Origin of the sequence: Erythrobacter sp. Dej080120_24, assembly GCF_036322605.1 — a bacterium.
GTDB classification, from domain to species: domain Bacteria; phylum Pseudomonadota; class Alphaproteobacteria; order Sphingomonadales; family Sphingomonadaceae; genus Erythrobacter; species Erythrobacter aurantius.
Map to the genome: position 1 here is coordinate 1,846,427 of NZ_AP027262.1, position 12,467 is coordinate 1,858,893.

General features: G+C 58.9%; 8 protein-coding genes. 6 read left to right on the forward strand and 2 right to left on the reverse strand.

The features are described 5' to 3' along the window. The first annotated feature begins 58 nt into the window (after positions 1 to 58). Positions 59 to 2,563, forward strand: coding sequence for a TonB-dependent receptor (locus tag AABA34_RS08860; RefSeq protein ID WP_338302319.1), 2,505 nt, complete (start codon positions 59 to 61; stop codon positions 2,561 to 2,563). A 116-nt stretch (positions 2,564 to 2,679) separates the two neighbouring features. After that, a complete protein-coding gene (locus AABA34_RS08865) occupies positions 2,680 to 3,786 on the forward strand; it encodes an NAD(P)H-dependent flavin oxidoreductase (protein ID WP_338302320.1) in 1,107 nt (368 codons plus the stop codon). Positions 3,787 to 4,614: 828 nt separating this feature from the next. Here the strand turns inward: AABA34_RS08865 and AABA34_RS08870 are convergent. Further along, the gene (locus AABA34_RS08870; protein ID WP_338302321.1) at positions 4,615 to 5,160 is read right to left on the reverse strand and encodes a MarR family winged helix-turn-helix transcriptional regulator; all 546 of its coding nucleotides are present in this window, start codon (positions 5,158 to 5,160) and stop codon (positions 4,615 to 4,617) included. Between the two features lie 4 nt (positions 5,161 to 5,164). Between AABA34_RS08870 and AABA34_RS08875 the strand changes: the two genes are divergently transcribed. The 4 genes from AABA34_RS08875 to AABA34_RS08890 are packed head-to-tail and all read left to right on the forward strand — an operon-like array spanning position 5,165 to position 10,665. Beyond that, positions 5,165 to 6,052 carry an alpha/beta fold hydrolase gene (locus AABA34_RS08875; RefSeq protein ID WP_338302322.1) on the forward strand — a complete coding sequence of 296 codons (888 nt, stop codon included), beginning with the start codon at positions 5,165 to 5,167 and terminating at the stop codon, positions 6,050 to 6,052. Next, complete coding sequence (locus AABA34_RS08880) at positions 6,049 to 6,462, forward strand: hotdog fold thioesterase (RefSeq protein WP_338302323.1); 414 nt, start codon at positions 6,049 to 6,051, stop codon at positions 6,460 to 6,462. Before AABA34_RS08875 ends, AABA34_RS08880 begins: the two co-directional genes overlap by 4 nt. After that, a complete protein-coding gene (locus AABA34_RS08885) occupies positions 6,456 to 7,568 on the forward strand; it encodes an efflux RND transporter periplasmic adaptor subunit (RefSeq protein ID WP_338302324.1) in 1,113 nt (370 codons plus the stop codon). The genes AABA34_RS08880 and AABA34_RS08885 overlap by 7 nt, the downstream gene beginning before the upstream one ends. Position 7,569: 1 nt before the next feature. Next, positions 7,570 to 10,665 (forward strand): efflux RND transporter permease subunit, encoded by a 3,096-nt coding sequence (locus tag AABA34_RS08890; RefSeq protein ID WP_338302325.1) that lies wholly within the window; start codon positions 7,570 to 7,572, stop codon positions 10,663 to 10,665. Positions 10,666 to 11,003: 338 nt separating this feature from the next. Here the strand turns inward: AABA34_RS08890 and mhpA are convergent, their stop codons facing one another. After that, complete coding sequence (gene mhpA, locus AABA34_RS08895; protein WP_338302326.1) at positions 11,004 to 12,467, reverse strand: bifunctional 3-(3-hydroxy-phenyl)propionate/3-hydroxycinnamic acid hydroxylase MhpA; 1,464 nt, start codon at positions 12,465 to 12,467, stop codon at positions 11,004 to 11,006.

Consider the following 12,467-nt stretch of genomic DNA (forward strand, 5'->3'; position numbering starts at 1 on the left):
GCCCGACTTGCGGGTTCTTAATGGGAGGAAATCAGTGATCCAACGTAATAGACTCGCAGTGGCAGCCCTGTGTAGCACCATTCTCTCGACCCCGGTGTTCGCGCAGGATGCTGAGATTGATGCCGCCGAAGAGGCGCTCGACGATAACGTCATCATCGTGACTGCAACCAAGCGCGCGCAGGATGTACAGGATATCCCGCTCGCGGTGACGGCTGTAGGTCCCGCCCAGCTCGAACAGCAGGGTGTCGTGAACGTCCAGAACATTACGTCTGTTTCACCGAGCTTCTCTACATCGCAGGCTCAGAACTCCTCTGGCACCGTGGTATTGCGTATTCGCGGTATCGGGACGACCTCGAACAATATCGGGTTCGAAAGCGCTGTCGGTATCTTCATCGATGGCGCGTATCAGTCGCGTCCCGGCATTGCGCTGAGCGAGTTCGTGGATGTCGAGCGCGTCGAGATCCTACGCGGCCCGCAAGGCACTCTTTTCGGCCGCAACACGTCGGCCGGTGCGCTCAACATCATTAACCGTCGGCCGGATCTCGACGAGTTCGGCGGTTTCGTAAATGCGACCTACGGCAACTACGATCACATGAACCTCCAAGGTGCGGTCAATGTACCGATTGTACCAGGCACAGTTGCAGCGCGACTGACCGGTGCCTGGCGCAAGCGCGACGGTTTCGTGACGGTTGTCGACGGAGCTGGAAACTTCCTTGAAGAAACCAATGAGACCGACCAGTTTCTCGTACGTGGCCAGATCGGTTGGGAAACCGACAGCGGCTTCCGCGGCCGGATCATTGGCGATTATTCGAAAAGCCAGGGCGATTGCTGCGGCGCAGTCGAATTGCTGGCAAGTCCGGTCGAAACGAACGGCTTGTTTGCAGCCGTCGGTCTGGGAGCCCGGGGCGGAATGGGGGCACCTGTCAGAGCAACCGATCCATTCGATGTGACCTCGGCGCAGGCGGCAACCGACAACCAGATCGCAAGCGCGGACACCCTGCATCTCGCCGACTCGGACCAATGGGGCGTCGTTGCGGAACTCGAGTTTCCGATCAGCGATGCGATCGATCTCGTCTACATCGGTTCCTACCGTCAGTATAATAACTCGGAAAGCTACGACTCAGACTTTTCGGGCCTGGACGTCTTCAACGTCCTGCCAGGCAGCAATACCGAAATCGACACCATGACCCATGAACTTCGCCTACAGGGCGACGCGGGTCGACTGCAGTGGATGGTTGGCGGCTACTATTCAGATGAAAAGATTGATCAGACGGTCAATTTCGGGCTCGGCGAAGATTACGGCGAACTGATCGGTGCTCTGCTGCTCGCACCAACGGGTGGCGTTTTTGGCGCTAACCCGCTGACCATCTTGTCCGGTGGCATCGATCCGTCGGTTGTCCGCGCGACCAACGCGTACTCGCAAGACAGCACAAGCTGGTCGATCTTTACGCATAACACCTTCGACATCACCGACTCGCTCAATCTCACTTTGGGAGCCCGTTGGTCGGATGAGAGCAAGGACGGCAGCTTCTCGCAGCCCTCCGTCAACAACCCCCTGTGCACCGGCACTCTGGCCCGCCTGGCTGGTGTTCCTGCAGCTTTGCGCCCGACTGTCATCGGTACCGCGTGCTTTGCCTTCGTCGCACCGGCGGACCTGCCGCAATCCGCCGTACTTCCGCTTCCGCGGACCTTCGACGACACGTTTAGTGACGAGGAGCTCATTTACACCGTGAAGCTTGGATACGAGTTCCTGGCCCCGGTTAATGTCTATGCGAGCTTCACCCATGGCTACAAATCGGGGGGGTTCAACCTTGACTCGACCGCTGCTTCCGGCGGTGCTGACCCGAGGTTCGCATCTGAAGAGGTCGATGCTTACGAGGTCGGCATCAAGGCCAGATTGCTCGATGACGCGGTGACGGCCAACCTCGCATTGTTCTATCAGGACTTCGAGAATTTCCAGGTCCTGGAATTCACAGGTGCGCAGTTCAACACGTTCAACGTGCCCAAGGTTGAATCGAAGGGTTTCGAACTCGAAACCCAAATCCGACCGGATCAGAACCTGACGATCAACGCGGGACTGACCTATACCGACGCCAAATACCCGGGAGATTGTGCTCCTGACACGGCTTCGCTTACGGTGCGCAATCTCTGTGGCAACCAGTTGACCAACGCACCTGAATTCGTGACTATCCTTGGTGCCACCTACCGCAACGAGATCGGGAACTCACTCAGTTGGTTCGTCAATGGGCAGCTTCGTTCGGAAAGTGATCGTCGCACCACTACGCAGGCGAGCGCCGTGCCGCGCACGGCTGCCGAACTGGGCTCGACCCCGCTCCTTCCGTTCGATGTCCAGGACGGCAATGTGAAGATCAACCTGCGCGCCGGAATCGGTGATATTGACGAAGCCTGGGGGATAGAGGCGTGGGTTACCAACCTGACCGACGAGATCACACGCGGTGTCACGTTCAACACGTTGCTCCGTGGCAGCCCCGGATACACCGCCCGTTCGGCCTTTACGCAGGAACCGCGCATGTACGGGGTGACGCTCCGCGGTAAATTCTGAATCGTGCTCCTCTCCAATTGAGCACCACTGGGGGCGGTTCCTGCGAACCGTCCCCTTATTTTTTCGACCAGCGCGTCACACAATCAACCTCAAAGGAAGAAGCTATGCAGTTCCGCATGACAGAGTTGGTGGGATGCGAATTTCCACTCTTTGCGTTCTCGCATTGTCGGGACGTAGTTGCGGCTGTCAGCCGAGCGGGAGGCTTTGGCGTCCTTGGTGCAGTCAGCTTTTCCCCCGAAGAACTGGAGACGGAATTGGCGTGGATCGACGACCACGTCGATGGCAGGCCATACGGCGTCGATGTTCTCATTCCAGAAGTGCAGGCGGTTGAGAAACAGGTGACAGCCGATGAGGTTGTCGCAATGATCCCCGCTCTATATCGCGATTTCACGCGAAAGATCCTGCGCGATTGCAACATCGACGAGAGCGCTGCAACACCCTTCGGAGGTTCCAAACGCCCTAACACCTCGCTCGGCCAGGAATTGCTTGAAGTCAGTTTCAATCATCCGATCCGCTTGATGGCCAGCGCTTTGGGCACCGCGCCGCCTGAGATGATCGAGGCTGGGAAGAAACACTCCATTCCTGTCGCTGCGCTCGTCGGCGCAAAGGAACATGCGCTCAAGCAGGTCGAGGCAGGTGTCGACATCATCGTCGCTCAAGGAGGCGAGGGCGGTGGGCATTGCGGTGAAGTTTCGACCATCGTCCTCATCCCGGAAGTACTTCAGGCGATTGAAGAAGCCGGAGCGGACATTCCGGTTCTCGCGGCAGGCGGGATAATGAACGGTCGCCAGATGGCCGGAATGATGGCGATGGGTGCAGCAGGCGCGTGGTGCGGCAGCGTCTGGCTGGCGACCACCGAGGCCGAAACGAATGAGATCTTCCGCGAAAAGATGGTCGCAGCGAGTTCCCGAGACACGATCCGCTCCAAGCACCGGACTGGCAAGTTCAGCAGGCAATTGCGATCAGGCTGGCATGCGCTCTGGGAGGAGGCTGGATTGCCCGCACTGCCGATGCCTCTGATGATGTTGCTGTCTGAACCCGCTCTTCGTGCAATCGATAAGGCTGCAATTAACGGCAACGCCCAGGCGCAGGAGCTGTGCTCCTATTTCGTCGGCCAAGGCGTGGGTCTGGTTAAGGAAGTGACCTCAGCGGGCCAGGTCGTTCAGGACTACAAGGAGGATTACGCGAAGGGGTTCGAAACTCTGGCTGCGAGCTTGGAGTAGTGCGCAATCTCGCGGGACCCTTCGCGAAGGCACTTATTTCGTGGATTTGCTAATGCGGTCCAGTCACCTGAACCCTCCGGCGCGCGCAGCACTTTTGCCGCATGGAACCCTAGTTTCCGCATTTTTCGGTATTCAGTTTTCGCCGAGAACTCAATTCGACCGACGCGCAAAACGAATTGGCGCGAAGTCCAACTTCTGGGGGTATCGCTGGGGGTATTTTCCCGTGGTGATTTGGGATTTGCATTGAAATTCAAATAGTTATGAGTTCCGTATAAGTCCCTCCTCCGCTACCAGGACTTAGTGTCCGCATAGGTTCGCTTGGGTCCGTATGCGTCCGGATTTTCGACCCAAATCCCTGATTTCGATAGCTGATGTGCTACCACGCCAGTGCGCTTGTGTCCGTATGCGTCCGCATGTGTTCGCTTGAAGCCGGTGCCTTTGTGGGGGTATTTTGGCGGTATTTCCCGCTGTGGGTGAGTTAGGTGATACCCCCACCCGCGAATGCGAGCCGAAGGATAGATTTTGACGCTAGGACAACGGCTTGTTCAAGACATTTCATGGCGATTACATCGCAGAGGTCCCGGTCAAACGGTGGAGTTCGAGTCCCGCGTGAGGATTCGAACGGAAATGACCGACGTGGGGCAGGGGAGGCACTACCTTTTCACTCCTGAGATGACCGCTTTGCGCCCCACAATCGGTCATTCGAGCCGATCCGGGCGGTATCCAAAAGCGGACGTCAATCCCGAAAGGGCTGAGTGGCTAAAAGTGGGGAGAATTCAGACTTTCGATTTGGGAACCATCCAAGGAGGAATCGGAAATCCATTGAGGCTAATTGCGATCCAAATTGCCCTGCATCATGGCCAATGTCGCACTCAGGCGGTCCAGCTCTTTGCTTTCAATTCCGGCAAGGAGCCGCCCATAGACGGCGTCGGCCTCAGCCCTGAGCTTGGGCAATAGTTCGACCGCTGCAGGCATGAGATGGATGTGCCATACGCGCCGATCGTTCTTGGCACTTCGCCGCTCTACGAGGGTCAGTTCTTCGAGCCTGTCAATCGCCTGACCAACGCTAGCTCGCTCCAGATCAAGTTCCATGGCAAGTTCGGTCTGCGTCATTCCCGGTGTTCGATAAAGATATGCCAGTGCCCGCCATTGCGTGCGGGTAAGTCCAAATTGTTCGACTGATGTGTCAAAGGAGCGCCGCAAGCGCCGCGTGACCTCCTCCAACAGGAATACGAGCCGATCCGTATCGGTCAGAAAGTTCGCCGAGGCTCTGTCGGCATCTTGGTCCAGTCGCGTCGCCATCTCCCAAGACATATCGAACACCGGCGAAAAAGAAAACCATTTACTGTAAGCTGCCTTATAATGTAGTGCCATTCATATGGCGATTGATACAACCAGCATGAAAGGGGCCGACGGTTTAGCCCTCGCCGCCGAAATCACCGGCGAGCCTGGGGCGATACCGGTCTTGCTCGCCCATGGAGGCGGGCAGACCCGGAGAGCGTGGAAGCGCGTCACGAGCGATCTTGCCGATGCCGGGTTCTGCGCAATTGCCTTCGACATGCGCGGCCATGGCGACAGCGCGTGGTCAGATGCTGGGGCCTATGATATTCGTGACTTTGCAGCTGATCTTGTCGCGCTCGCATCCCAAATGGAACGCAAGCCCGCGCTGGTCGGCGCATCGCTTGGTGGCCTTGCCGGACTGGTCGCCGAGGGTGACCTTGCCCAAGGCACCTTCGCGTCGCTGACATTGGTGGATATTGCACCGCGCGTGGAGCCAGACGGCGTGATGCGGGTGGTGGGCTTCATGGAACAGCATGTCGAAACCGGCTTTTCGTCACCCGATGAAGCGGCAGATTTCATCGCACGCTACATGCCACATCGCGGGAAGCGCGGCGCTGGCGCTGGTCTACGCCATTATCTCCGGCAAAAGGATGATGGCCGCTTTTACTGGCACTGGGATCCAGCGTTCATTCGCAACATCATGGCGGCCAAACGGAGCAATCCCGAAAATCAGGAGCATCAGTTTCAGGAACTCAGCAGGGCGGCGGCCAGTCTGACGCTCCCGCTCCATCTCATTCGCGGCGCGGCGAGCGACCTTGTTTCCGAAGAAGCCGTTGCACATCTGCGGCAGGTCGCTCCCCACGCAGAATATACCGACATCGCAGACGCTACCCATATGGTGGTGGGCGATGCCAATGATGCATTTTCGAGTGCGATCCTCGGCTTTCTGAATCGCCACCATGGTCCGACAGGATCGGGGCAATGAGCGGACTGCCAATGGTGCTTGAGCCGACGCGCTTGCAAGAAATGCTGGACATTGCGCCCTTCCATCAATGGCTCGGCCTGAAAATCCAATCCTGCTCGGAAGACGGGCTTGAACTCACGATGCCTTGGCGCGCGGAAATCATCTCCAACCCTGTGCTTGGCGCGGCGCATGGCGGCGTGCTTGCGGCGCTGATCGATCTCACCGGGCTTTACACTTTGCTTATGCTGGGCACGCGGGCCAAGGCTACCGCCGATCTCAGGGTCGATTATCATCGGCCCGCGACCGCTGGTCCGCTCGTTGCGCGTGGACAGGTTATCAAAATCGGGCGCCAGATAAGTGTCGCCGAAGCTCGCATTTTCGGCCCTGACGATAAACTCCTGGCCAGCGGCAGGGGCGCCTACATATGCTAATTCGCCTCTTAGTACCCGCATTGGTGTCCGTCGCCCTCTTGCTGTCTGCCTGTTCAGGCGGCGAAACTGATGACCAGGCTGCCAAAGAGGCGCCGCAAGGCCCGCGTGAGGTTCAGACCTCGATCGTCAAGACCGAATTGCTCAACGAACCGGTGAAGGCGTTCGGAACTATTGCCGCCAAACAGAGCAGTGCAATTGGAGCGCTCACCGAAGGTCCGGTCGAGCGGATCTTTGTGAAAGTTGGCGACAGGGTGAAACGCGGGCAACCGCTCTTTCGCATCAGGCAAGCCGACTATCACCGGAACGTGGCAGAGGCACAAGCTGCGGTCGATCTCGCGACCGCTCAAGCTGTTGAAGCCGAACGGCGCTATGAACGCGTGATCGCTCTTGCGCCGAGGGGGTTCGTTTCGAAAGCGCAGGTCGATGCAGTTGAGACCGAGCTTGTCGTAGCGCGCGCGCAAAAGGCGCAAGCCAATGCCGCACTCGGCACCGCGCAGCAGGCCCTGAGCGATACGATTACACGCGCGCCTTATGACGGCGTAGTAACCGCGCGCCTGGTTGATGAGGGGGTATATCTCAACAATCGCTTCGCGGGAGGCGGTCAGTCGGCCGCTTTTCAATTGCAGGAGCTCGGCACCGTAGCAGCGATTGTCAACGCGCCGCAGGAATATGTCGATGTGCTGCGGAGAGACATGCCAGCGCGCGTTTTCATCGAGGGGTTCGACGCGCCGTTCGAGAGTATCGTCTACATCATCAACGACCGGGTCGATCCCGAAAGCCGGATGGTCGAATTGCGGCTGCCGATCGCCAATCCGAATTACCGGATAAGCTCCGGCCTTGCGGCCCGGGCTGAGATACAGATCCCCCCTGAACCGGCCATCATTCTGCCCCGAACAGCAATTCTCGGCGACAGCTCCGCCGCCCATCTTTTCATTATCCGTGATGGCAAGGCTCAGCGCCGCGAGGTCAGGTTCGACAGTATCGACCTCGACAGGGTACGGATCCGGTCGGGCCTGACCGCAGGCGAGGAAGTGATCATCGATCCTCCGGCAACCCTGCGCGACGGCGAACAGGTAAAGCCGCGCCGCACGACCGGCGAGAAGTAATATGTGGCTGGCCGATGTTTCGATCCGGCGTCCGGTCTTTGCGACGATGCTTATAGTCTCGCTCGTCGTGCTTGGCCTTGTTTCCTTCGGTCGCCTCGGAGTCGATCTGTTTCCCGAAGTCGAATTCCCCTACGTGTCGGTGACCACCACGCTGCCTGGGGCATCTCCTGGGACGATCGAGACAGAAGTCACCGATATCGTCGAAGAGCAGCTCAACACCATCGCCGGCCTGCGACAGATGCGTTCTGTCAGCGCCGAAGGGGTGAGCATCGTCAATCTCGAATTCGAGCTCGAGCAAGACGCAGACCTCATGGCGCAGGAGGTCCGGGACAAGATGTCACGACTTGGCGCTGACCTGCCCGCTGACGCCGAGCCGCCGGTGATCGAGAAAGTCGATCCAGATGCTGCGCCTATCCTGTCGGTGCTCTTGTCTGGCGATATGCCTATCCGTGATCTGACCACCTTTGCGGACGAGGAGGTGAAGGAGCGCTTGCAGCGCGTGCCCGGGGTCGGTTCGGTCGAGCTGGTTGGCGGGCGCGAGCGCGAAATGCGCATCTGGCTGGATGCGTCCGCCATGCGCGCACGCGGCATCACGGCTGACGACGTCCTCTCGGCAATCCAGCGTGAAAACGCAGAGCTTCCGGGCGGAAGACTGGTGACGGAGGGGCGGACACGCCAATTCGGCATCCGCACACTCGCCGAAGCGGCGAGCGCAGCCGAATTTGCAAGGATTCCGATTGCCTACCGCCCGAATGGCCAGACCGTCCGTATCGGCGATGTCGGCCGCGTCGAGGATTCGGTCGAAGATGAAACCAGCTATGCGCAGCTCGATGGCAAGCCTGGTGTGGTGCTCGAAGTGCGCAAACAAAGTGGTGAAAACACCGTCGCAGTCGCAGAGCAGATCCGCGCCGCAATCGATGATATAAGTGCAAGCGCACCCGGTGGGGTCGAACTCGTCATCGCACGCGATACATCGCGCTTCATCGAACAGGCAATCGGGGACGTGCTGTTCGATCTTTTCATCGCGGTGTTGCTGGTGGTCGCCGTAACCTTTCTGTTCCTGTTGAGCTGGCGCGCGACGATCATCGTTCTCCTCGCCATTCCAACCTCGATCGTTTCCACCTTCGTCGCATTCGCCGCATTTGATTTCACCATCAACATGATCACCCTGCTGGCACTCACTGTGGCGATTGGTCTGTTGGTGGATGATGCCATTGTGGTGGTCGAGGCAGTCCAGAATGATGTCGATGCCGGTGTTGATCCAACCGAGGCGGCACATGCGGCGACCAAGCGTGTCGCACTTGCGGTGCTGGCTGGCACATTTGCAACGCTGGCGGTATTTGTTCCAATCGCATTCATGGAGGGGATAGTCGGGCGATTCTTCTTCCAATACGGACTGGCGATCGTGTTTTCTGTCAGCGTTTCGATGCTGGTTGCCTTCACGTTGACGCCGGCCCTGTCAGCCCGATTGCTGCGCCCGGAACATCCGGAAGATGGCTGGCTGGGGCGCGTAGAGCGATTTCATGTCGGGATGCGCTTGCGCTACGAACGCCTCGTCAGCTGGGCAGTTGACAGACGGTATGTTGTGCTTGCTGGCGCTCTGGCGAGCGTTCTTGTCGGTGGATTTTTTGCAGCGCTTGTGCCGAGCACATTTATGTCCACCACTGACCGGTCGGAATTTCTCGCGACGGTCAAGCTACCGCTCAGCACGGGGATCACCGGAGCGCGCGAAGCAGCCCAGCAGGCTGACGTCGTGTTGCGCGAAAACCCGGAAGTCGAACTGGTGTTTGCGAGTGCGGGCAGCGGCACCAATCCCAAGGTCAACGAAATCGATATCTATGTCGGGCTTACCCCCAAGCGGAGCCGTGACATGTCGCAAGATGACCTGATGACCTTCGCGCGCGACGCTCTCGATAAAGGTGTCGTCGGAGCACGCGAGGTATCTGTGGCGGAGGTTCCCTGGGTGTCGGGCGGAGGTGTCGGGCAGGCTGCGATCGAGCTGATCATCACCGGAAGTGATACCACGGCAATCAACGATTATGCTCAATGGCTACAAGGTGAACTCGCCGCCCGACCCGACTTCGTCGACGTCCGCTCAACCTATGAGGGCGGCAGACCCGAATTGCAGATTGTGCTTGATCGTGACCGCGCAGCGGACCTCGGCATATCGGCGCGCAGTCTTGCCGCCGCCTCCCGCACGCTAGTCGGAGGCAGTGATGCAGGAACCTTCGAAGCCGACGGGCGGCGCTATGATGTCCGCGTGCGCCTTGACGAAATCAACCGGCAGAACCTCTCGGATGTTCAGGCACTGCCACTCAGAACCGGGCAGGGCACGCTGGTCGATTTGGCAGCAATCGCCGATGTAGAGGTGGCATTGAGTGCCGCAGAGATCGACCGTATTGATCGATCGCGCCAGATTTCCGTCCAGGCGAATACAGCCCCCGGCGTAGCGCTGAGCGTCGCAGTCACGAAGGTCGAGAACCTTCTTGCGTCTAACCCGCCGCCGCCTGGACTTTCGATCCAGACTGAAGGCACAGCGCGAAGATTGGCCGAGACGGGAGAGGCAATTGTCTTCGCATTCGCACTGGCAATAGTGGCGCTCTACATCGTGCTGGCAAGCCAATTTAACAGCTTCGGGCAGCCGATAATCATCATGCTAACAGCGCCACTTTCCTTTTCAGGAGCCTATTTTCTCATGTGGGCTGGTGGGCAGGAAATGAGCCTGTTTGCCCAGATCGGCATGATTGCACTGATGGGGATTGTGATGAAGAACGGCATCCTTCTGGTCGATCTCGCCAATCAGTATCGGGACGCAGGCATGGATCCCGCCTCGGCAATGCGCAAGGCAGCGCCGGAACGGTTGCGACCCGTTCTGATGACCGCATTGGCGGCGATATTCGGCATGCTGCCGGTCGCCCTTGCTCAGTCGGATGCAGCTGAGTGGCGCAACTCAATGGGCTTCATCATCATCGGCGGCTTGACCACTTCCACGTTCTTGACGTTGCTGGTAGTGCCCGCCGCCTATTCCGCAGCGGGTGATCTGAGAGGCTTGGCCGGGCGTATTCGCACCGCAGCTCGAAGCAGGCTATATGGCTGAAGCGCGTCTCGCCTGTTAGCGAACACGCTCGGCGACGACTATTGGGTTGCTAGCCGAATGGCGGGTTTGCACATAGTGCGCGCCAACAGCGGACAGTCGGCAAGCGGCCCAGTTTTTGCCGTCTGTATGGTCCGCCGTCGATCAGTTTACGAACGTCGAAGCGGTTGACCGCACCAGCCCAACAACTTGGCGCAAAGTCGAGTAGATGGGGGTATCGCTGGGGGTATAATCATGGCGCTGAGAGGATTTATCGAACTATTACAATTGGTTAACTGTTCTCTATATGTCCCTCCTCCGCTACCAACAATCTTCCTTCATCAGGTTCGCTGCGGTGGCATTCATTGGCGTTCCATAAGTTCTTTCGCCGAGATGGTTTTCCACTCCAGCTTTAGCTGGTCGGCACTTCCTGTCGCAAAAACATGGCGATCAGGACGAACGAGCACCGCTTCGGCCGAGTGATAATCGAACCACGACAGCAAATCGGAAGCAAACGGCGAAAGCCGACCCTGATCGCAATCATGGCGGTTGATTAGCCAGGCGTCGGAGCCAAGCACGTCGTCCAGCCGCGTGCCGTCATTAGCAATAAGTTGCGGAAAATAGCTGCCTGCTGCTGGCGACCCGGCGCGGACCGCGCCTGCGCTGATCGGCGGATAGGCGGGAGGGCCATCTGGCAGCTTGCCCAACATTCGGGCAAGGCGGAATTTCAGGTCGCGAATAGCCGCGCCAATCCGGCTGGTTGTGCAGACCATCCGTCCCATCATGATCGCCATGTCGATTGTCGCTCGCAGATTGGGCGCACGTTCGGGCTGATAGGTATCAAGCAATGCATCGTCAGCCTCCGCGTGGATCACGGCTGCAAGCTTCCATGCGAGGTTGGAGGCATCGCGCAATCCGGAGCAAAGCCCTTGCCCTGCAAACGGCGGCGTCTGGTGCGCTGCATCACCCGCCAGCATGATCCGCCCCTTGCGCCATTCCTGTGCGATCCGGGCGCGGAACGTGTAGACCGCCTTGCGTTCGATCCGCACAGCGCCCTTTACTTTCCACGGGGCGAGAAGGCGTGCAATCGAACTGTCTTCGCTCAGTTCTTCTGGCTTTTCACCAGGCAGGATCATGAATTCCCAGCGATGCCGGCCCTCTCCCATAAGCACGCAGGTGGTGGGCCGGGCGGGGTCGCAAATCTGCAGGTTGGCGCCGGGCAGGCGTGACGGATCGTCGACCATCACATCGACTACCAACCACGGTTCTTCGAACCCCAGGTCTTCAAAGGCAATGTTGCAGGCCTTGCGAACGGGGCTGCGCGCACCATCGGCCCCCACGAGGTAGCGTGCCCGAACCACGCGTTCACCGTCGGGAGTGAGGAAATTGGCGGTGACGCCTTCGCCATCATCCTCGAAGGACAGCATTTCCCATTGGCTGCGCAATTCGGCGTTCTGTTGTTCCGCGAGGGCTGACCTGAGTGCAGCTTCGACAGAGGGCTGGTGGATCATGTTGGCGACGGGCCAACCGCCCGGGCCGATCTTTTCGGCTCCGTCAAAACACAGTAGCAGATTCCCTCTCGCATTGCGGAACTCGTAGCGATCTGCACGGCGGCTGGTTGCCATGACTGCCTCGACTGCTCCTGCTTCCTGCAGGATGCGCATGCCTTCGTGGTCGATATGGGCAGCCCGCGGGAGCGGGAAAATCTCAGCCTCCTTCTCCGCCACCATGACACGGACATCGCGCCTAGCGAGCAGGCTCGCCAGCGTTACCCCGGTGGGGCCGCCACCGATGATCAGTACGTCGTAGTCAAACTTGCGTGACAA

Excerpts from the sequence above, each read along its gene's own strand:
- AABA34_RS08865 (WP_338302320.1), top strand. The coding sequence starts at position 2,680 with ATGACAGAGTTGGTGGGATGCGAATTTCCACTCTTTGCGTTCTCGCAT.
- AABA34_RS08870 (WP_338302321.1), bottom strand. The coding sequence starts at position 5,160 with ATGGCACTACATTATAAGGCAGCTTACAGTAAATGGTTTTCTTTTTCG.
- AABA34_RS08875 (WP_338302322.1), top strand. The coding sequence starts at position 5,165 with ATGGCGATTGATACAACCAGCATGAAAGGGGCCGACGGTTTAGCCCTC.
- AABA34_RS08880 (WP_338302323.1), top strand. The coding sequence starts at position 6,049 with ATGAGCGGACTGCCAATGGTGCTTGAGCCGACGCGCTTGCAAGAAATG.
- AABA34_RS08885 (WP_338302324.1), top strand. The coding sequence starts at position 6,456 with ATGCTAATTCGCCTCTTAGTACCCGCATTGGTGTCCGTCGCCCTCTTG.
- AABA34_RS08890 (WP_338302325.1), top strand. The coding sequence starts at position 7,570 with ATGTGGCTGGCCGATGTTTCGATCCGGCGTCCGGTCTTTGCGACGATG.